Annotated in this window: 16 protein-coding genes; 6 read left to right on the top strand and 10 right to left on the bottom strand. The window is 44.4% G+C overall.

The annotated features are described in order from the left end of the window. Positions 1–3 precede the first annotated feature (3 nt). Positions 4–627 (top strand): GntR family transcriptional regulator, encoded by a 624-nt coding sequence (locus M4S28_RS03235; protein ID WP_249632699.1) that lies wholly within the window; start codon positions 4–6, stop codon positions 625–627. Between the two features lie 664 nt (positions 628–1,291). Here the strand turns inward: M4S28_RS03235 and M4S28_RS03230 are convergent. From M4S28_RS03230 to M4S28_RS03185, 10 genes are all read right to left on the bottom strand, one after another. Then, positions 1,292–3,175 (bottom strand): sensor domain-containing diguanylate cyclase, encoded by a 1,884-nt coding sequence (locus M4S28_RS03230; protein ID WP_019350505.1) that lies wholly within the window; start codon positions 3,173–3,175, stop codon positions 1,292–1,294. Positions 3,176–3,286: 111 nt separating this feature from the next. Further along, the gene (gene ilvN / locus M4S28_RS03225) at positions 3,287–3,781 is read right to left on the bottom strand and encodes an acetolactate synthase small subunit (protein WP_004735875.1); all 495 of its coding nucleotides are present in this window, start codon (positions 3,779–3,781) and stop codon (positions 3,287–3,289) included. A 1-nt stretch (position 3,782) separates the two neighbouring features. Further along, positions 3,783–5,522, bottom strand: a complete 1,740-nt coding sequence (locus M4S28_RS03220; RefSeq protein WP_249632309.1) for an acetolactate synthase 3 large subunit — start codon at positions 5,520–5,522, stop codon at positions 3,783–3,785. 460 nt (positions 5,523–5,982) lie between these two features. Continuing rightward, entirely contained in the window at positions 5,983–7,791 is a 1,809-nt protein-coding gene (locus M4S28_RS03215; RefSeq protein WP_004735877.1) for an AMP-dependent synthetase/ligase, read from the bottom strand. A gap of 201 nt (positions 7,792–7,992) precedes the next feature. Continuing rightward, complete coding sequence (gene leuO / locus M4S28_RS03210; protein WP_004735878.1) at positions 7,993–8,952, bottom strand: transcriptional regulator LeuO; 960 nt, start codon at positions 8,950–8,952, stop codon at positions 7,993–7,995. A 346-nt stretch (positions 8,953–9,298) separates the two neighbouring features. Next, complete coding sequence (locus M4S28_RS03205) at positions 9,299–10,354, bottom strand: MJ1255/VC2487 family glycosyltransferase (protein ID WP_249632308.1); 1,056 nt, start codon at positions 10,352–10,354, stop codon at positions 9,299–9,301. 57 nt (positions 10,355–10,411) lie between these two features. Further along, positions 10,412–10,936 carry a phosphatase PAP2 family protein gene (locus M4S28_RS03200; protein ID WP_249632307.1) on the bottom strand — a complete coding sequence of 175 codons (525 nt, stop codon included), beginning with the start codon at positions 10,934–10,936 and terminating at the stop codon, positions 10,412–10,414. Positions 10,937–11,220: 284 nt separating this feature from the next. After that, entirely contained in the window at positions 11,221–14,328 is a 3,108-nt protein-coding gene (locus tag M4S28_RS03195) for an efflux RND transporter permease subunit (RefSeq protein ID WP_249632306.1), read from the bottom strand. Further along, positions 14,325–15,662, bottom strand: a complete 1,338-nt coding sequence (locus M4S28_RS03190; protein WP_249632305.1) for an efflux RND transporter periplasmic adaptor subunit — start codon at positions 15,660–15,662, stop codon at positions 14,325–14,327. The genes M4S28_RS03195 and M4S28_RS03190 overlap by 4 nt, the downstream gene beginning before the upstream one ends. Continuing rightward, entirely contained in the window at positions 15,662–16,321 is a 660-nt protein-coding gene (locus tag M4S28_RS03185) for a TetR/AcrR family transcriptional regulator (protein ID WP_065207192.1), read from the bottom strand. The genes M4S28_RS03190 and M4S28_RS03185 overlap by 1 nt, the downstream gene beginning before the upstream one ends. Positions 16,322–16,889: 568 nt before the next feature. On the opposite strand from M4S28_RS03185, the gene leuA reads away from it, so the two are divergent. The 5 genes from leuA (at position 16,890) to M4S28_RS03160 (ending at position 22,749) form a co-directional block, all read left to right on the top strand. Beyond that, positions 16,890–18,437: a 2-isopropylmalate synthase gene (gene leuA / locus M4S28_RS03180; RefSeq protein ID WP_249632304.1), complete on the top strand. Its 1,548-nt coding sequence runs from the start codon at positions 16,890–16,892 to the stop codon at positions 18,435–18,437. A gap of 97 nt (positions 18,438–18,534) precedes the next feature. Beyond that, positions 18,535–19,626: a 3-isopropylmalate dehydrogenase gene (gene leuB / locus M4S28_RS03175; protein ID WP_004735886.1), complete on the top strand. Its 1,092-nt coding sequence runs from the start codon at positions 18,535–18,537 to the stop codon at positions 19,624–19,626. Positions 19,627–19,742: 116 nt separating this feature from the next. Beyond that, positions 19,743–21,155, top strand: coding sequence for a 3-isopropylmalate dehydratase large subunit (gene leuC / locus M4S28_RS03170; protein WP_249632303.1), 1,413 nt, complete (start codon positions 19,743–19,745; stop codon positions 21,153–21,155). 14 nt (positions 21,156–21,169) lie between these two features. Further along, complete coding sequence (leuD, locus tag M4S28_RS03165; protein ID WP_076670619.1) at positions 21,170–21,772, top strand: 3-isopropylmalate dehydratase small subunit; 603 nt, start codon at positions 21,170–21,172, stop codon at positions 21,770–21,772. A 194-nt stretch (positions 21,773–21,966) separates the two neighbouring features. Next, a complete protein-coding gene (locus M4S28_RS03160; protein WP_249632302.1) occupies positions 21,967–22,749 on the top strand; it encodes a DUF547 domain-containing protein in 783 nt (260 codons plus the stop codon). Positions 22,750–22,805: the final 56 nt, after the last annotated feature.

The following is a 22,805-nucleotide window of genomic DNA, read 5'->3' as shown; positions in this document are numbered from 1 at the left end:
AAGATGATTCGCCAAGATATTCTTAATGGTGAGTTAACCCCTGGCCAAAAACTCGTTGTTTCTGATCTAAAAGCACGATACAACGTAGGCGCATCTCCAATTCGTGAAGCCTTAGTGCAGTTATCTTGGAGTAAATACGTAAAGCTAGAGCCACAAAAAGGCTGCTGGGTATCTCCGGTCTCAAAGAAAGAACTCAATGACCTATACGAAAGCCTTCGACTGGTCTCTTCCGTTCTGCTTAAAAAAGCGATCTCAGCTGGCGATGAAAGCTGGGAATTAGAAGTGTTGACCTCTTACCACAAGCTATCACGCCTTCAGAACGTAGAAGAAGAATTTGATTCAGTTGAATGGGAAGAACGCCACCAACAGTTCCATGTCGCGTTGCTTGAAGGTGCTGATTCAGAGAACATGTTTAAGTTCTTTGATGAACTTATTAACCAAGTTAAACGTTACCGCTTCTTAGCAATGTCAGCTGAAACAGCATCTGATGATCTGTTCAATATTGATGAGCACGAAATGATCATGAAGCTAGTACTCTCTAAGAATGCAGAACAAGCAACAGAGTTACTTGATCAACATTTACTAGGTTCAATGAAACGAATTGAAGAAGTTATCGAAGCGGCATAACGCCAAGATAGATTCTAACCAAATAAAAACGGAGCCCAACGGCTCCGTTTTTTTGTTTCCAGTATCACGACTGAACTACCACCCAAAAAACTCTTTGTGATGAGTATTGAGCAGTACAACCATAGGTAAAAAATACAGTGCACTCAGTTGAAAGCCAAGAATGACTAATGTGCCTATGGTTAACCTCACTAAAAAATCGACAAACATACCACGCCTCTTTTAACCAGACAGTATGATCCCCAAACTCTTGCTACAGCTAACCTAATTCTACTGTTATCTCTCAAGCCATTGATAAGGCGAGCTAACCAGCTGAATTAAGTTAACGGTGTCATCCCTTTTATATCGGGTAAACACTCTGTTTATTGGTTCGCTTAACACGACGCAACCTGAAGCAAGATAGTTTACTTATTGTTTATTTTAGCTCAAATTTTCATCAGCATTAGACTTTAGTCTAACTACATAAGACTTGTGACATAGGTCGCCTCAAAAGTGAGATTCCTAGTATAGATGTTGAAAGGAACGGCTGAAGACTAGCTTTAAAAGATACGAAGCGAGGAAGATGGCTTGATAGGAAAGTGGTTAGTCACTTAAAACGTAAATCTTTTTAAGGGCTAAGTCTGTTGAAGGCCAAGTGAAATATTAAAGACTAATCGAGTATAAAAGATTAAGCGACATCAGCATGACTAGGGCACATAGAGACGGTATTGCGCCCAGACGATTTAGATTCGTAGAGCCCAACATCGGCACATTTGTATGAGCGAGTGCTGTTGCTTGTCAAATCAGTGAAACCGACACTCACCGTCACTTTAGTCCCTGAGGATAGCTCTATTTCTATTCGTAATCGATCCAACACACGTTTCGCTTCCGGCAGTGAGGTGTGTGGCATCAGTAATGCAAACTCCTCCCCCCCAACGCGAGCAACAAAATCAGTATTGCGTAGGCTGTCTTGTAGAAGCCTTGCAACACTTGCAATCACTCGGTCGCCTTCATCGTGGCCAAGTTCGTCATTAATTCGTTTGAAGTTATCAATATCAACTAAAGCTAAGCAAGTGGTCGCTTCATTAGGGTAACGCTCGACCAAGCGAGAATAATACGCGAGCTGCTCTTCGAACTTTCGGCGGTTCCAAAGGTTACTCAAAGAATCTCGTTCACTTAAGATCCTCAAACGCACCTCAAGCTCCTTCCTTACAGAAATATCAACCAAAGACGTAATATAGTAACTGATCTTTCCAGAGCGATTCTTAACAGCTTGTACTCGCATGATGACGGTGAAAGGGATACGTAACTTGTTCTTACACAGAACTTCCCCCTCCCATACTTCTTCTTGCTCTAAGTGTTGCCAGATTGAATCACTCGAGAGTGCCTGCTCGGTATTTTCAAGCAACAGCTGTAATGCATTTTGACCGATAACTTGAGTTTTGCAGTACCCCGTCATGTTCTCAAACTCGTTGTTGATCATCATAGTACGATGCTGCTTATCAGAGATCATGACGGCCGACATGCCGCTCAATGCGGCACGTGCCAACTTACTTTCTAGACTTCGACGTCGGTAATGAGTCACTAAATAAGCAAACGGAAACGCAAAAACCAGTACCGTTAGCAACACAAACACTTCTTCTTGAGAGAGGTCACTTAAGCTCGGTTCAGCTCGATCCATCAGTTGTTTCTGATTAAGTTGAATCAGTAAATGGACCTTTTGATTATTCGCGAGCATCACTGTGTTAAACGCAAACAAATTGCCATCTTCAAAAACGTGTCCCACCTGATCATTAGAGATCGCTTCCCATGCCTTTGGTGCGATGTTTTTCAGGTTGTAGCCTTTTCTTTCTGGAATAGAATCGCCAAACAGCTTTCCGCTATGGTTACTCGCTATGTAATAACCCGCTTCATTAAGAACTTCTGCTCTAAGATCATTATCAGGGGAAAAGCTAAGACGCGACGATAAACCCCATACGTCGAGATTAATAACAAGGTACCCCACTCTTTTCTCAGGTGTTTCTACGGGGGTAAAGACACGAATTACCGGCATATAAGGGAAAGTGATCTCACCATGTTCCATTTCAAGTTCAATGCCCCAGCCGCCAATTTGTTCAGCTTCTAGTTTTTGGGCGTATTGAAAGTAGCTCGAGTCAGATTTATCTTGAAGCTGTTGCGGTACCGTTATGTGGCCTGAATCAGCGGAGTAGTTGACACGAACCAGCTCTTTACCCGAGATATCTAGCAGGTGGATCTGTGTATACCATTTTTGGTTCACGAGGACAGACTGCCAAACCTCTTCGAGTAGATCTTTGGTTTGGTCAGAGGGAGAAGAGGCAAAATTAACCAAGCTTTGGCTGTGGCTTAACAGGCCCATTACGGAAACTAATTGAGTCTTAAGAAGATCGTAGTCTCGCTTGGCGTACACCAATTGATGGACAGCTTGCTTGGCCGAATAGTCAAAACTCTGCTGCTTCACTTCTTTATATCGCTGCAAGTAATACAGAGCGACAGCTGAACAGAGTGTGATTGAGATGATTAGTAATGTAATTATTGATTTTTTATTTCGCATTACTAGCTCAGGAAGAAAAAGAGAGCGCAAGATTATAGCACTCTAGGAAATTAACAAAATAAAAGCCGCTTAAAAAAGCGGCTTTAAAACTATTTTTTAAATACTTCTTGTTTAGGCTTTCAACGCTCGTTCACCACGTGCGATGCCAACAACCCCACTTCGAGCCACTTCAAGTACTTCCGTTACTTCAGACAATGCCTGAATGAAAGCATCCAGCTTCTCGCTAGTGCCGGCCATTTGAACCGTATATTGCGAAGCCGTTACATCAACGATTTGGCCACGGAAGATATCCGCGGTGCGCTTCACTTCGGCGCGAGCAAAGCCGCTAGCGCGTACTTTTACCATCAATAGTTCACGCTCGATATGCTCAAGCTCAGACACTTCTTGTACCTTGAGTACGTCGATTAACTTGTGTAGCTGTTTTTGGATCTGCTCAAGCTGCATTTCGCTCGAGTTAGTGGTGACATTCAGACGAGAAAGCGTTGGATCATCCGTAGGAGATACATTCAAAGACTCAATGTTGTAGCCACGCTGAGAAAACAAGCCAACCACTCGCGAAAGTGCACCTGGTTGGTTTTCCATTAATAGTGAAAGGATGTGTCTCATACTATGTTCTCTCCGTTTTGCTTAGCCACATGTTATCCATACCCTCGCCTTTGATCTGCATTGGGTATACGTGCTCGGTGTCATCCACACTGATATCGACAAATACCAAACGGTCTTTCATCGCCAGTGCTTTTTCCAAACCTGATTCCAGTTCATCCGGAGATGAAATACGCATGCCAACGTGGCCATAAGCCTCAGCAATCGCAGCAAAATCAGGAACAGAGTCCATATATGAATTAGAGTAACGACCTTGATAAACAATGTCTTGCCACTGTTTTACCATGCCTAAGAAACGGTTGTTAAGGTTAATAATCTTAACGGGAATATTGTATTGCAGCGCAGTCGACAGCTCTTGGATATTCATTTGAATACTGCCGTCACCAGTAACAATCACAACTTCTTCATCAGGTTTCGCAAACTTAACGCCCATACCAGCAGGTAGGCCAAAGCCCATCGTGCCTAGACCACCAGAGTTAATCCAACGGCGTGGCTTGTCAAACGGGTAGTACAAAGCAGCAAACATTTGGTGTTGACCTACATCAGAAGCAACATAGGCATCGCCATTGGTTACTTTATGAAGTGTTTCAATAACTTGTTGTGGCTTAATACGACCAGACGTTTTGTCATACGCTAAGCAGTCACGCTCTTGCCACTGTTTAATTTCACTCCACCAGCTTTCCATCGCGTCTGCATCGTTAGTTCCACCTTGCTCAATAAGCAGGTTAACCATGCTCTCTAGTACTTTTTCCGCTGAACCTACAATCGGTAGATCCACTTTTACGTTTTTAGAGATAGAAGATGGGTCGATATCAATGTGCATGATCTTCGCATCAGGGCAGTACTTATCTAGGTTATTGGTGGTTCGATCATCGAAACGTACGCCAATACCAAAGATCAAGTCCGCATTGTGCATCGCCATATTGGCTTCATACAAACCATGCATGCCCAACATACCCAAAGAGTTCTTATGGGTACCAGGGAAAGCGCCAAGCCCCATTAGGGTGCTTACCACGGGTAAATTCAGTGCCTCTGCTAATTTTAACAGCGGCTTATCTGCCTCAGAAATAACCGCACCACCACCGACATAAAGTACCGGTTTCTTCGCTTCAAGAAGGGCTTTTAGCGCCTTTTTGATCTGACCTTTATGACCCGTAACCGTTGGGTTATATGAACGCATTTTGATCGTTTCTGGGTATTCATAAGGAAGCTTGATTTGTGGGTTTAAGATGTCTTTTGGCAGATCAATAACCACAGGACCAGGACGTCCTGTCGTTGAAATATAGAATGCTTTTTTAACGACTTCAGGGATATCTTCCGCTTTCTTAACGAGGAAGCTGTGTTTAACGATCGGACGGGATACACCCACGATGTCACACTCTTGGAAGGCGTCATTACCAATTAAGCTATTTGGTACGTTACCAGAAATAACTATCATTGGAATTGAGTCCATGTAGGCGGTGGCAATACCAGTAACGGTATTGGTCGCACCCGGACCAGAACACACAAGTACTACGCCCGGCTTACCGGTAGAACGAGTATAGCCATCTGCCATGTGGGTAGCGGCTTGTTCGTGTCGTACTAATACGTGTTTAATTTCAGCAGTTTTAGCATGCAGCGCATCATAGATATCAAGTACAGAACCACCTGGGTAACCAAAGATTTGTTCTACACCCTCTTCAATTAGAGACTGCACCACCATCTCAGCGCCGGATAACATGGCTGTTTCAGGTTTTGTTGTCATATTGCTCTCCTCACCAGTTTCCAACCATATTTGGTGAACATGTTGGGCTGGTTTTTCATAGTCTAGGGCTTATTCGTAGCCTAATTCGAAATACTTCCACTTTTTCGGCTATGGCTGTCTGTCGTGATAACAACAAACAGTAATGCGAAACAACTTTAACGCTTTATTATCATCTGGTCTAACACCTGTTATCCGATAATTACGTCAAAAAACCAACTATTAGCTGAAAGCATTAAATAAAACCCAAACCAAACCCAATAGTTAGATTTAAAAACCAATTAACACCTAAAAAAAAGAGTTTAATATTCAAATGAATCACGATTTATCGATTAATTACGCCCTTATTGGTGTGCGCTTTCGCACATTGTGCTGTGTCAGCAGACACAAAAAATCCCCCTAAAAATGCAATCACATTCGTAGGGGGATTTTTAAACAATTGAAAATTTATCTAAGCAGAAAACTACTTATCTTTAGGCTTTTCATTGTACATTTCTTCGATTTCGTCTTGATACTTATCGTTGATAACTTTACGACGCAATTTTTGAGTAGGTGTCAGTTCGCCATCATCCATAGAAAATGCTTTTGGCAGCAACTTGAATTTCTTCACTTGCTCAAACTTAGCTAGCTCTTGCTGTAAGTCATTCACACGCTTCTCTAGCATCTCGACAATCTGGTGATGTTTAACAAGCTCAACACGGTCGTGATACTTGATATTCAGCTCTTTGGCATACTCTTCTAGAGAGTCATAACAAGGAACGATCAGCGCAGAAACGAATTTGCGCGTATCAGCGATAACGGCAATCTGTTCGATAAAGTGATCTTTACCAATCGCGCCTTCAACCACTTGCGGTGCAATGTACTTACCGCCAGAGGTCTTCATCAATTCTTTAATACGATCAGTAATGAACAGGTTACCATTTTCATCAAAATGTCCCGCATCACCAGTCTTTAGGAAACCGTGCTCGTCAAACGTCTTAGCGGTCTCTTCTGGCATCTTGTAGTAGCCACGCATCACCATTGGACCACGAACAAGAATTTCATCCTTAGCACCAATTTTCACTTCAGCGCCCGGCATCGACATACCAATTGAATCAGGGTTAAAACAACGGTCATCCCAGCACGATACTGTTGCCGTGGTTTCTGTCATGCCGTAGCCAAGTTTTACGTTGATACCAATCGCGTGGAAGAAGCGACCAATGGTTTCATCAAGCTTCGCACCACCACATGGCATGAAGTTGATGTTACCGCCTAACAGAGCTCGCAGTTTAGATAACACAAGCTTATCGGCAAGCGCATGGCTCTTCTTCAGCATGAATGATGGTGTGCGACCTTCTTGGTGACAAACAGAAAGCTTCGCTCCCATGTTCACGGCCCAAGTAAAGAGGACTTTACGGATAAACGGTGCTTTAGATACTTTCTCGTGAATCGCTGAGAATATCTTCTCGTAGAAACGAGGAACTGCAGACATAACCGTTGGCTTAACATCACTCAGTGCATCACGCACTTGCATTGTATCTTGCAAGTAACAGTTGGTTGCGCCTTTATAAAGGACATAGAAAGTCCAAGCACGCTCAAATACATGTGATAAAGGTAAGAAACACAATGAGACGTCGTCTTTACTTAAGCTAAGGCGCTCATCATGGCCTTTTAGTTGATAGCCAACGTTCGTGTAATCAAGCATTACACCTTTTGGCTGGCCTGTTGTACCAGAGGTATAGATAAGCGTCAGTAAGTCATCCATACAAGCATCCGCAAGACGAACATCAAGTTCAGCTTGCTGATCTTCAACACCACGAGCCATGAACTCTTTCCAAGAGACAGCAAAGCGGTGTCCTTGCAGATCGATATCATCAGACATCGCCACAACAACTTCTAGCTGTTCACACTCTTCAAAAAGGCTAACCGCCGCATCAAATTGAGCTTGCTCGCCAACGAATAAGATCTTCACATCTGCATTTTGGATAATGTAAGAAGACTGCGCTGCTGTGTTGGTTGGGTAGATTGGTACCGTTACAAGACGCGCTTGTAAAGATGCAAAATCTGCCACAGTCCACTGAGGCATATTGTTCGAAAAGATACCGATCTTATCCTGAACTCTCAGTCCGTGAGCCAACAGTGCTAATGAAAGCGTATCGATTTGTTGTCCAAACTGTTCCCAGCTAATACCTTGCCATACATTGTCGACTTTATGCTTCAAAGCTGTACGGTTGCCGCCTTGGGCAATTTGGTCACGAAGTCTTTTTACGATATGAAAATCTAAATTGGCCATCTCTTTACCTTTGGCTTACACCTGTAAGCTTTTTTGAGCGCACAAGTGTACCTCTGATCATGGAAAAGGCAACTGATGAAGCTCAAAGTTATAAGTAATAGTACGTCTCACGCTAAGTTTTCTATCAACAAAAATAGCAGGTACAAAAAAGCCCCAAGCCAGACTCCCAGCTTAGGGCTTACAAATCATAGGGATTAGTGCTTAGTTAAGCGCCACGACTTCGCCACAGATCATCATTAACTGATCTCGTAACCAAATGTGTCCTTTATCCTTTTCACTTGATTCGTGCCAGCTTAGGAAGCCAGAAATTGCCGCATTATCGAATGGGAAATCTAGAATCTGAAGCTGATCTTTGTTCGCGGCATGCTCAACCATCCAACGAGGTGCAATCGTCACAAGCTCAGATTGACCAACAACGTAAAGTACGTTGCTTAAGCTCGTACCTTCGTAGAAAGGTGTGCAATCTAGGTCACGGTAAGCTTGCTCTGAGAAGCTGCGTTGACCATGGATGCGAGACAGTTTTGCGTGCTTTTCGTTAAGCAACTCTGCCGCTGAAACTTCACCGTTGATACGTGGGTGAGAAGCAGAAGCAACAACAACTAATTCGTCTTGGAAGATCTCAGTGCTTGAAAAGCCCTGCTCATCAAAACGAGCGTAATCAATAACGAAGTCGATTTCTTGGTAGCGCATACGCTCAGAAAGTTGACGATCGAATTCTGCATCCATGTGCAGTTTAACGCTCGGTGCTTGGTCGTTGATTGTCGACATGATCTTAGGTGCAAAACGCATGTCACAAGGGCTACAAATCGCAAGTTTGAACAGACGAGAAGACGACTCTGGAGAGAACACAGAACTTGGCAGTTCATTGCGAACTAACTGCAGTGCTTGGCGGATTGGACCAAACAACTGACGAGCACGTTGAGTCGGCTGAATACCACGACCTTGACGCATGAATAGTTCGTCGTTAAACATTACTTTTAGACGAGCAACAGCGTTACTTACAGCAGGCTGAGACATACCCAGATTATGAGCTGCACGTGTAATGTTTTGCTCTTGCATAACTGCATCAAATACAGTCAAAAGATTTAAGTCGACTCCACGAAGTGTGCTTTCCATTCTGTAGCTTGCAATAGCACTCATTGCGTCTTTTTTCTCTAACATTCAAGTTGCCTCTTGTCGGTTCGACAGCGTTAAATTGGTAATGGTATAGGAATAGATAACCACTAATTCTTATATTTATCAGACCGATGTTTTTCGGATTACCATTACTATTAACCAATAAATCTCGAGCTACCAACAAGATTGATAAAGAATAATTTTATTTTACCTTAATGATTAAATAACATCTAAAAATCAATTATTTATAGAGTTATAAAAAAACATAAAATGCATCACTTATGAGTTTCATTTCGACTTATTTAGCTGTTCTATCGTTTGGTTACATTTGTTACAATTTATTGAACCCATGAATTGTTTGACTGGTTGATTCAGAAACAACACTTATGAGTTAAGTGAGCGATGCATAACTAGGAAAATCTACCTTGTCCCAAAGTTGCTTTCTTAAGTCATCTTGGTTGGACCAATTGCCCGCTAACACCCACTCAACAAGTGCACTTGCCACGTCGGGATAAGTGACCACTTCAGCCTGCTTTTCACCGAGCCAACCACGCAAGGTAGCCGCGTCTAAAAAGCTCATAGTTTGAGCTAACCCGAGCGCTTCAAGCGTCGCAACATTACTCTGTTGTTCGAACTGCCCCTCAAGTGGTTTGAGAAGCAATTTCTTACCCAAGGTTAGGGCTTCAGATGGCAATTCAAAGCCGCCATTGGCCACTACACCAGAGCATTGATTGAGGTCGAATTGGAAACCGGCATGACTCAGTGGTTTGAACTCAATATTTTCGACTCGACTGTGCTCAATGACATTCGGGTGATAACAGACAAAGTTGTGCGAAATGAACTTCATCAACAGCTCTGAGATCGACTCAAGATCCTCAAACGGCAAATAGACCAACGTAAAGTCTTGTGCTGTTTTGGTTTGTTGATCACCATGCAGCGTGTGAACGATAGGCGGCAGTATCGGTTGTTCAAAGTGATACCAATGCAAACCAATCGAGTGCTCAGTTGGGGCGAAATGTTGAATCACCGAATGTTCAATCCAGTTGCCCCCTTCTTTGGGTACATCATAGCGGAACGCATTCTGGTGGCTTATGCCAATGCATGGCACACCTTGTCTCTTAGCCGCCCATGCAGTCACAGGTTCAAAGTCATTCAGCACTAAGTCATAAGGTGTCAAATCGATCTGATTAATCTCACTGAGAAATCGCCAGATGTTGTTCTTGATGAATGTCTTGCCGTATTTAACCTGCCCCTGCTCGCTGTAAAAGGTTAAGCCGCTGCGGGTCTGATAGTTACCAAACGCTTCCATCGAGAAGTACTTGCTCTCGTCTCGCCCAGAGAACAGAAAGTCGACATCGATATTTTGCTGACGAAAAGCCACAGCCATTGCCCTCGCTCGAGCAATGTGCCCATTCCCTGTGCCTTGTACGCCATATAAAATTTTCATGCATGTTCCTTTATGTTTGCCACTTAAGCTCGGCAGTGATTGTTGCCAACAAAATGATTACAGGATGAAGCTGATAGCAAGGCTAGTACAAGCGATGCCCAAGGCTGCGCCAATCAGTACGTCCGTTAAAAAGTGCACACCAAGTAGGATTCGAGAGCCAGCAATCGCTGCCGCCCAAATCAGGCTAAAGAGATATAAACTCGGATAGAAATGTCCGATTAGAGTCGCCATAACAAAAGCTGCAGCGGAATGCCCAGAAGGCAGGCTGTATTTATCAGATGGCACAATATGGGAGTAAAGCAATGAAGAGAATTCAGCGGGTCTGCGACGCTTGAGGGTATTTTTGGCAAACCAGTAAATAGGTAACTCGATTGCAAAGGCAGTTAAGCCCACCAATAGAAAATCTCGACCGGTGTAACTGTCAGCCAGTAGTGCAACCAAAGCAATCAAAACGTAAAGGTGTCCATCTCCAGTATGAGACACCGCCTTACTGAGTGTCGCCTGTTGTCCGTTATAACGGCTCTTTAAACAGAAAACAGAAAATGCCACATCCCAGCGGACAATAGGTTCGATAGTACGCATACAATCTCCTTAACAATCCTTATTCAGTTAAGGCTCAAGTTATGCCCCTGAAATGACAGTTAAGTGACGTTTTGAATGAACTAAAATGAATTTTGAGGCGAATTGACCGCTTTCGCTAGCAAGCTGATGGGGAGCCTAGAAACTGCTGATAAAAATAAAGCGACCCAAGGCCGCTTTATTCTTCTATGTTTTTACTTCTTTATATAAGCAAACGCTACTTCTATCGTGTTAATGGTTATAGCGTTCGCTAATGATAATAGCGCTAAAGGTTATAGCACTAAAAGTTATAGCGCTAATGGCTCATGCTTTTTCACTAAACCAAAGTCCGCCAGTATCGCGTAGGCCGCAGGGATCATAAACAGCACCAGTAAGGTCGAGGCAAATATGCCGAACACAATCGAAATAACCAGAGGCTGGATAACCTGAGCCTGTAAGCTGGTTTCCGTCAACAGCGGTAGCAAACCTGCAGCTGTCGTCATTGAGGTCAAAAATACCGCTCGGAAACGCTCGCGACTGGCTTTCACCACCGAGTCATGCACGCTATCTCCCTCATCGACATGGTGACGAATGTACTGGACTAACAAGATGGAATCATTAACCACAATCCCGGCAAGCGATACAAAGCCCATCATGCTTGGCATACTCAAAGAGTGCCCAAGTATCCAGTGCCCAACGACCACTCCAATAAAGGCGAGTGGAATGGCTAGCATCACGACCACAGGCTCTAAATAGCTTCTGAACTGATAGCTAAGAATCGCAAACACGCCGAATAACCCAAGCAAGAACCCTTTACCCATCGAAGCTCCAGTCTTAGCCGCATCTTTAGCTTCCCCTTCGAAATCAAAGCGTAAGCCCGGGTACTTCTGAATAAGTTTGGCTGCTTCATCTTTTTGGAACTGAGCCAAAATTGCTGACGAGCTCGCCTTCTTATTATCAATATCACCAAAGATACTGATGGTTCTTAAGCCATCGATGCGCTGGATTCGCACATAGTTACGTTGGAAATCTAATGTCGCCAATGTTGCTAGCGGGATCTGACTGCCATCTGCGGTAATGATCGGGAAGTTAGCCAGCTGCTGTATGTCGCCCGCTTGTTCTTTATCAAGGCGCACTTCGATCGAGATGTTCTCAACACCGATTTGAATCTCATCCGCAGTTTGCCCAAAGAAAGCCGCTCGTAATTGGGACGCTATCATCTGCCCATTCACATTGTAGGTTTCGGCTCCAGGGCGTAGCTTGACTAAGATCTCTTCTTTACCCATGCGCATGTCATCAAGCACACCATGCACCCCGTCAAACTGATTGAGGTATTCCTGAATCTCCAGAGAAGCAGACTTCAATTCAGCCAGATCATCATGCTTGGCACGGATCTCGATAGCACGGCCACCCGGCCCCATCGTGGGTTGTTTAAAGACTAACGAGATAGGATCAGCCAAATCGCCGATGTCTTCCCGCCATGCATCAATAAAATCATCGATAACCGTGTTACGGCTCTCTGCACCGCGTAAGTCTAAACGCACAGTGGCTAAGTGAGGGCCTGATTCATTGGCGTCTGCGTTGGCATTGAATTGGCTGGTGATATGCTCAACCAATTTATTACCGTCCTCAACCTCTTCGCTCCATTGCTCATTCAAACGCTCAGCAGACGCGACAATTTTGTCGACGACTCTCTCGGTTTGAGACAATGATGCGCCTGGTGGAAGAATAATACGCGCTTCGGCAATATCACCATCCAATTCAGGGAAAGGTTGAAACTTAACGGCACCGCCTGCAATCAAGGCAATAGAAAGTAACAACAGTGTCATTACTCCGCCCATAAAGGCATAGCGGAATGTCACCACTTTCTCAACCATGTTCATCAAAGTGGTATTACGAAAGTTCTCAAACTTCTCTAACAACACAACTTTGAAGCGCAGCGCTGGCTTGTCATTCTTTTCTTTGTGTAATGAATGAGACAAGTGATTAGGCAAAATCAGGAAGGCTTCAATCAAGCTCAACGACAGCACTAATATCAATACTTGAGGAACAGCCTTAAGCACCGCGCCCATCTCTCCATCGAGAAACAGCAAGCTACCGAAAATACACACCGTAGTTAAGAAAGAAGATAACACTCCGGGAAGCACTTTCTTAACGCCGTTGTACACCGCATCATCAACGTTTTGCCCCCGATCTAAATGGGACGCTATCGATTCAGCAATCACGATGGCGTCATCCATCATGATACCAATCGCCATTAGCAAGCCAACCAATGACATGATGTTAATCGATAAACCAAGGTTAGCCATCAAGAACAAACCACCAAGGAAGGCTACCGGCAGGCCAGCAGCTACCCAGAATGAATAACGCAAACTGAAGAACAACCACATGGTGGCAAATACCAGCACAATACCTTGCCAGCCATTGCGAACCATCATGGTAAGGCGATCCCAAAGTACCGACGAGAGATCGTTGGTCATTTGTAGTGTCACGCCATCAGGAGCAATCGCGCTTTGATCTTCAACGAATCGTGTTACGTTCTCTTTGATTCGTAACGCATCATCTTCTTTATTCTTACTGATTTTCAACAGAGCTGATGGCTTGCCATCAAACAACACCTTCTGTTCATCAAGCTCAAAGCGGTCGGTTATTTTTGCAATGTCCCTCAAACGGATCACAGAGCCATTGGGCGCAGATCCAACCACGATACTTTCAAGCTCAACCGGTGTAATTCGTCTTTCATCAAAACGAATCAAAAAATTCTTGTCTGGTGTTTCAACGTTACCGCTTGGCAGTTTTACATTCTGACGGCCAATCTGGTCTGCGATATCACCGACACTCAAACCCAGCTGGCGAATCGCTTGAGTATCCAGTTCAACGCGGTATTGATGATCAGAGAAGCCGCTCACCTCAACCAGTGAAACATCATAATCAAGCTTCATGATACGCTTGAGGTCTTCAGCGTAGGCCTTAAGCTCCGGCCACGATGTTTCTGCTGTGATGGCGATATCAACAACCGGTTCATTCCAATCCAGTTCTTGAACAACAGGCGATTCAATCTCAGTTGGGAAATCATTGATCGAGTTGATTTGAGTTTGCACATCCACCAGCATTCGACCGATATCCGCTTTCTCATTCAACTTCAGGATTAGACGTGCGCTACCTTCGATGGCTTCACACTGAGTCTCTTCAATGTTAGCTAGGCCATCGACGGCATCTTCCATTCGTACACACAAGCTTTCTTCCACTTCTTGTGGTGATGCACCGGGATAAACGATGGCAGCCATAATGTAAGGCGGATCATAAGCGGGGAAGGTTTCACGCTTGATGGTTGATAATGAGCTTATACCCATGATCAATAACCCAAGCATCAACAAGTTTGCCGCTGTTGGGTGCCTAGAAAAGAACTTGATCATGACGCACTCTCCTGAGTATCCGATTCAAGCTTGGCCTCTTCAGAGTTCGACTCTTTCAGTAACATGCCTTCAATTGCTGGCAGAACATCATTGAGAACCAGTTTATCTCCAGTTTGTAGCTCGCCACTCACAACCACTTGATTGTCTCTGCGATAAAGCACTTCAACATTGACCACTTGCAAACGCTGATTGTCATCCATTAGATAAACCTTGTCACCGTGCAATGCTCGCTCAGGAACCACCCAACTCAGATTGGCTACACCCTCAATCTCAGCTTTTACAAACATACCGTTAACCAAAGGGGTCGCATTGCTTGGCTGCAGTTGTGAATAGTCTTGAGCGATCTCGAGAATAATTCCGGCTGTCGCTTGGTTTTCATCAACCGTCTCACTGATTCTTGCCACCTTCGCAGGCCAACTCAGGTTCAGGTTGCCGCTGTTAAGTTGAATCGTCGCTTTGATTGGCGCTTCATAAGGATTAGGAATCCCTGCAGCATCGCGAGGGAATTGATTAAAGCTCGAGGCTAAAGTTTGCATATCGTGAATAGAAAGTTGCGCCTCCACTTCCATGACATTAATTCCGTGGGCAACAAACATCTCTTGCTGAAGGTTAACCACTTGGTTTTGTTCGATATCAACCTGAGCAATTCGCATCGCTCTTGGCAAAATGATGGTGGTCTTATCGAGAGAGCGCTGCGCCTCTTTCACTTTAGACACGTTGACCTTAATCACCGCTTCCGCAACACGTTTTTCATCAGGCATTAAAGCGATTTGGTTCGCGATATCCAACACTAGCTTCTGTTGAGACAGTGCACTTTGCTGTTGCAGGTCGACATCCGATTGAGAAGTCAGCCCTTTCTTACGCAGATCTTGTTTACGTTGTAGCTCTTTGTTGCTGATCACTAAGCGATTCTTTTCGATCTTAAGAGTCTGATTCAGGTTGTCTTCTTCTTGATTCAATTTCGCTAATGAGGTTTGGCTTGATTTTAGATCGGCCTCTGCTTGTATCAGTTTCAATTCGTAATCCAATGGATCAACCTTGAGCACGACCGTTCCCGCAGGGATCACCTGACCTTTCTCAAGATCCGGATGACGATAAACGATCTGTCCTGTCACCTCGGCAATCGCTTTCCATTCGACTTTCGGCACCACTTTGCCAAAACCAACCGCTAACGGTGCTATCAGTTGTTGCTCTAGGCTTACTGTGTCAACTAAGCGAGCTCTATCACCCGCAGGCTTGGTTGGAAGATCCGGCTTCAAGTTAATCGCAACCACAAGGCCAATGACACCAACCGCAAGTGCCGGGAAGAAGAGTAGTTTTTTATTTATTTTCATTATCTTTGGTCCTGCACGGAAGAAGGGCTAGGCGTGTTTATAAAGCCTTCTGTCATCAATTGAATGTTGTGTTCGATTAAACGGTTAAGAAATTCTTCATTAATCTCAATACCATGGATTGCTAATAGAGGGGGCGGTGCAATGAATGGAAATACCATCAAGCTTATATACGACACGCGACAGAGCTTGGGATCCATCTCTTTTCTCAAGACACCTTGTGCCACCAACTTTTCAAAAATGACATCTTGGGCTGGCTTCGCCACATCGAGGAAAACCTTTTCGAGCAACTCTCTTTGCACTTCCGAGGGAGGCATATTCATCACTTGGGCAATCAAGCGAGGAAACTTGGGCACCTTGACCATCTCTTTGTAGTAAGTCCGCATTAAATCGAGAAAGTTTTCATGACTGCTCTCTTCAACTAACTTCTGCATTTGTAGCTGCATCGGTCGTAGGGTTTCACGTAGCATCGCCTCAAATAACCCAGCCTTACTGCCAAAGTAATAACGGATCATCGCAATGTTCACACCCGCACGCTCGGCGATCAGGCGTGTCGAGACCTTGTCGTATGGCTGAACAACAAACAGATCGCGAGCATGCTCAATCAATAACTGTCGAACATCTAAGTTCTGTTGAGGTCGCCCCGCTTTTCGTGCCGTCATGGCAAAAATCCATCTCTATAATTAATCATCCGATTAATTATAGAGATAAACAGGCGTAACAGTAGAAGATTAATTACTCACTATTTAATCAAGTGATTAATTAATTGGGTCACGCTTGTAATTTTTTTGGTGAATCGTTCCATCAAAAAGATTTACTACAAAGTTTTAACCTACACATCGACCAAACGATAAACTAACCCGCCAATACAAAACCACCAATCAGTCGATTTATCCAACCACAGAACAAAAAACAGCACAAACCAAACCAAAACACTGCCAATGTACGCTGATATTGGATTTTCTTGTTTGACGCTCAGAATAAATTACGGTAAATATGGTGTTAACAGTTTATTTACGGATATTTGTGTAATGATTTTTTCTTCTTCTCTACTGCTGAAACTTCTCCTTATCGTGAACCAATCGCGCGGGTAAGTTGTGGGTCAAGAACTACACAAATATTAAAACCCGCACTGAGCGGGTTTTTTTGTAACTGGCACTTTTAAAAGAACATCATTCTTAATAATAATTTGGATAGCAATCGATTCATTATCGATATAAGGAAGCACCCATGAACGATCAAGTAATAATTTTTGATACTACCTTACGTGACGGCGAGCAAGCATTGGCTGCAAGCCTTACGGTAAAAGAGAAGTTACAGATCGCTTATGCTCTTGAGAGACTGGGTGTCGATGTTATCGAAGCTGGCTTCCCTATCTCTTCGCCAGGTGATTTTGAGTCTGTACAAACCATCGCTAAACACATCAAAGACAGCCGTATTTGTGCACTTTCTCGTGCCGTAGCGAAAGATATCGACGCCGCTGCAGAAGCGCTTAAAGTTGCTGAGCAGTTCCGTATTCATACCTTCATCTCTACATCGACGGTTCACGTACAAGACAAATTACGCCGCAGCTACGACGATGTTGTCGAGATGGCAGTGAAAGCCGTCAAGCACGCTCGTAACTACACCGATGATGTTGAATTCTCTTGTGAAGATGCCGGTCGTACCCCTATCGACAACCTATGTCGTATGGTTGAAGCCGCGATTAACGCAGGTGCTAAAACCATCAATATTCCAGACACGGTAGGTTACACCGTTCCAAACGAGTTTGGTGGCATTATCCAAATGCTATTCAATCGCGTACCAAATATTGATAAAGCCATCATCTCTGTTCACTGTCACGATGACTTAGGTATGTCGGTTGCAAACTCAATTGCTGCTGTGCAAGCGGGCGCTCGTCAAATTGAAGGCACAATCAATGGTATTGGCGAACGTGCAGGTAACTGTTCTTTAGAAGAAATCGCAATGATCATCAAAACTCGTCAAGAGCTTTTGGGGGTTCACACCGGCTTGGATCATAAAGAGATTCACCGTACCAGTAAGTTGGTTAGCCAGCTTTGCCACATGCCAATTCAAGACAACAAGGCAATCGTCGGTGCTAACGCATTCAGCCACTCTTCAGGTATTCACCAAGATGGCATGCTTAAGAACAAGAACACTTACGAGATCATGACGCCTGAGTCTATCGGTTTGAAGAACAAGGCATTGAACCTAACAAGCCGTAGTGGCCGAGCGGCTGTTAAGAGCCACATGGACGCGATGGGCTACAAAGACAACGAATACAACCTAGATTCATTGTACGAAGACTTCTTGAAGCTGGCTGACCGTAAAGGCCAAGTATTCGATTACGACTTAGAAGCATTAATGCATTTCGCGAACCTACGCGACGAAGATGACTTCTATAAACTTAACTACCTAAGCGTACAATCTGGTAGTGTTATGTCTACCACCAGCATCAAGCTACAATGTGGCGATGAAGAGAAATGCGAAGCGGCTGTCGGTAACGGCCCTGTAGATGCTTTATACCAATGTATCTACCGCTTAACGGGTTACGAAATTGCATTGGATAAATTCGACCTGACCGCGAAAGGCGAAGGCGAAGATGGCTTAGGTCAAGCCGATATTATTGCGAACTATAAAGGCCGTAAGTACCACGGTACGGGCGTTTCAACGGATATCGTTGAAGCTTCTGGTCAAGCGCTATTGCACGTTATCAATAGCATTCAACGTGCAGACACCATCGCTGAAATGAAGCAGCAAAGAATCGCGACAGTTTAAGCACCCAATAACAGAGCCCTAGAGCCGCTGTTGTTGGCTTTAGGGACAAAATTTAAAACGAGCCAACTAGCTCAGTAACAAGAATTAAAGGATTAACATGACTGATAAATCATACAAGATTGCCGTACTACCTGGTGATGGCATTGGCCCAGAAGTAATGCAACAAGCACATAAAGTGCTAGACGCGATTGAAAAGAAGCACGCGATTAGCTTTTCTCGCGAAGAGTATGATGTTGGTGGTATCGCAATTGATAATCACGGCTGTCCACTTCCAGAAGCGACAGTAACGGGTTGTGAAGAATCTGACGCGGTACTTTTCGGCTCGGTTGGCGGTCCTAAGTGGGAACACCTTCCACCAAACGATCAACCAGAACGTGGTGCCCTACTTCCTCTACGTAAGCACTTCCAACTGTTCTGTAACCTACGTCCTGCGCAAATCCACAAGGGGTTAGAGTCGTTCTCTCCTTTGCGTGCTGACATCTCAGGTAATGGTTTCGACATCGTTGTTGTTCGTGAATTAACTGGCGGCATCTACTTCGGCCAACCTAAAGGTCGTGAAGGAGAAGGCGCAACAGAGAAAGCCTTTGATACTGAGGTTTACCACCGTTACGAAATCGAACGTATTGCGAAGATTGCTTTTGAATCTGCTCGTCTACGCAACAAAAACGTTTACTCAATCGATAAAGCAAACGTTCTTCAGAGCTCTATCTTATGGCGTGAAGTGGTTGAAGAAATCTCGAAAGACTACCCAGATGTCACGCTAAACCACATGTACATCGACAACGCGACCATGCAGTTAATCAAAGATCCGTCTCAGTTTGATGTAATGCTATGTTCAAACATCTTCGGTGACATCATCTCTGATGAGTGCGCAATGATCACGGGTTCTATGGGTATGCTTCCTTCTGCAAGCTTGAACGAAAGTAACTTCGGCCTATACGAACCTGCAGGTGGCAGCGCTCCAGATATCGCAGGCAAGAACATCGCGAACCCAGTAGCGCAAATTCTTTCTGCAGCGCTAATGCTTCGTTACAGCCTAGGCGAAGAAGCCGCAGCTCAAGATATCGAAACAGCGGTATCTAAAGCACTTTCTGCAGGCGAACTAACCGCTGACCTTGCAGGCAAAAACCAAGCGCTGACTACCTCTGAAATGGGTGACAAGATCGCTGAGTACATCTTAGCTTCATAAGCGGCTACTCGAAAAATAAGTAAGTACATAAAAATAATATCAAGCCAAGTCAGCGTAAACCACATGACTTGGCTCGAAACAAACACTGGGACTGATGCTCCCAAGGAAGAAAAGCTATGTCGACAAACCAGCAAGCAAAAACCTTATACGAAAAAGTTTATGACGCTCACGTTGCAGTTGCAGCGAAAGGCGAAACGCCAATCCTTTATATCGATCGCCACTTAGTCCACGAAGTAACGTCGCCACAAGCCTTTGATGGCCTGCGTGAAAAAGGTCGTAAAGTTCGCCAAGTAGGTAAAACTTTTGCGACCATGGACCACAACGTATCGACACAAACGAAAGACATCAACGCTTCTGGCGAGATGGCTCGTATCCAAATGGAAACGCTATCGAAGAACTGTGAAGAGTTTGGTGTCACGCTTTACGACCTAAACCACAAATACCAAGGTATTGTGCACGTAATGGGCCCTGAGCTAGGTATTACGCTACCGGGCATGACCATCGTATGTGGTGACTCACACACGGCTACACACGGTGCATTTGGTTCTCTTGCATTCGGTATCGGTACTTCTGAAGTTGAGCACGTTCTAGCAACGCAAACGATAAAACAAGCTCGCGCTAAAACCATGAAGATTGAAGTCAAAGGTCAAGTAGCGGAAGGTATTACAGCAAAAGATATCGTACTGGCGATCATCGGCAAGACAACGGCGGCTGGTGGTACAGGCTACGTGGTTGAATTCTGTGGTGAGGCGATTACCGACCTTACAATGGAAGGTCGTATGACGGTATGTAACATGGCGATCGAGCTTGGCGCTAAAGCGGGTCTAATTGCTCCAGATGCAACAACATACGAATACATCAAAGGTCGTAAGTTCTCTCCACAAGGCGAAGACTTAGAAGCAGCAATTGAATACTGGAACACATTGAAAACCGATGCTGATGCAGAGTTCGATGCTGTTGTAACGCTAGAAGCGGCTGACATCAAACCACAAGTCACTTGGGGTACTAACCCAGGTCAGGTGATCTCAGTAGACACACCAATCCCAGCACCAGAAAGCTTCGCAGACCCTGTTGAAAAGGCATCGGCTGAAAAAGCTCTGGCTTACATGGGTCTTGAAGCGGGTAAATCTCTATCTGATTACAACGTCGATAAAGTGTTTGTTGGTTCTTGTACTAACTCTCGTATCGAAGACATGCGTGCGGCAGCAGCGGTAGCGAAAGGCCGTCAAGTAGCGAAACATGTTCAAGCGCTTATCGTTCCGGGTTCAGAGCAAGTAAAAGCACAAGCTGAAGCTGAAGGCCTAGATAAGATCTTCATCGAAGCAGGCTTTGAATGGCGCCTACCGGGTTGCTCTATGTGTCTTGCAATGAACAATGACCGTTTAGGTCCACAAGAGCGCTGTGCTTCTACATCAAACCGTAACTTTGAAGGTCGCCAAGGCCGTGATGGTCGTACGCACCTAGTTAGCCCAGCAATGGCAGCCGCAGCGGCAATCGCTGGTCACTTTGTCGATATTCGTGAACTTTAATTAGAGGATTTAACATGTCAGGTTTTCAACAACACACCGGATTAGTCGTTCCTCTAGATACGGCCAACATCGATACTGATGCGATCATTCCAAAGCAGTTTCTACAGAAAGTGAACCGTATCGGTTTTGGTAAGCACTTGTTCCACGATTGGCGCTTCCTAGATGACGCAGGCCAACAACCAAATCCTGAGTTTGTAATGAACGCACCACGCTATAAAGGTGCTTCAATTCTACTGGCGCGTGAAAACTTTGGTTGTGGTTCATCTCGTGAACATGCACCTTGGGCGCTTGCCGATTACGGTATTCAAGTGATGATCGCGCCAAGCTTTGCCGATATTTTCTACGGTAACTCGATCAATAACCAGATGGTTCCTGTTCGTCTTACAGAACAAGAAGTTGATGAAATCTTCCAGTTCGTAGAAGCGAATGAAGGTGCTGAAATCGACGTTGATTTAGAAGCAATGAAAGTCAGTGCGAATGGAAAAGAATACTCGTTTGAAATTGATGAGTTCCGTCGTCACTGCTTGCTGAATGGCCTAGATAACATCGGCCTAACGCTTCAACACGCAGATAAGATTTCAGAGTTTGAAGCTAAGATTCCTAGCTTCCTGAAATAGCATCACACAGTTTTGTGTACATATAAAAGGTTGGCCTAGTGCCAACCTTTTTTATTTGGCTGAGCTTTTAGCTTAACTTAATGTGCTTATTAAGCTCTGCCCTTTATTTAGAGCGATTCCGCTATTTAACTGAAGAGCTATGAAAGAAAATCGTAAAGCATAAGGTCTTAGTAGTCAGTCATCAGGAGAATGCCATGAAACAACTACTTTTTATTGTCAGCCTACTTTTCTCAACCTTAGCTTGGTCTGCGCCTAAATCTGATCTTTGGCCATACTGGAACCAAAGCAATGAAACCAATCAAGAACGGGTATCCCATCAAGACTGGCAGCAATTTATCGATAGCTACTTAGTTAAACAAGGGCAAAACACCCTAGTTCGCTATCAAGCGGTTAGCACTGCAGATAAGGCAAAGCTCAAGCAGTACATCAAGAGACTAGAACAGTTGAATCCACTCGACTATTCAAAAGCGGAACAGTATGCCTACTGGGTTAATCTATATAACGCCGTGACTGTCGATCTAATTCTCGATGCTTACCCAATAAAATCCATCACCAAGCTCGGCGGACTGTTTAGTTTTGGACCGTGGGGAGATGATGTAGTGAAGGTAAATGGGAAGTCGCTAACACTCAATGATATTGAACATCGAATCTTAAGACCGATTTGGCAAGATCCACGTACGCATTACGCAGTGAACTGTGCGAGTTTGGGATGCCCTAACTTGCAGCCTGAAGCTTTTACCTCTGACAACACTGGAGCCTTGTTAGAACAAGCTGCTAGTGATTTTGTAAATAGTGATAAGGGCGTGTTAATTGAAAACAACAAGCTTCAACTATCATCGATTTACGAATGGTTTGCTGTGGATTTTGGTACAGAGAAACAACTCATTCAACACTTAGACCAGTATCGAACAATGCCGGTGACGAACACTGAAAAAATCAGTTATGACTATGATTGGTCGCTTAACCAAGCAAACTAGTTTTAACGTTAAAGCTCATGAATGCAGCTAAACAGAAAAGAGGCGAGAGGTTTTTA

The sequence above is a fragment of the Vibrio sp. J383 genome (genome assembly GCF_023503985.1).
GTDB lineage: Bacteria > Pseudomonadota > Gammaproteobacteria > Enterobacterales > Vibrionaceae > Vibrio > Vibrio splendidus.
Note: the sequence above shows the minus strand (reverse complement) of the source record. Positions and strands in the feature narration are given on the sequence as shown.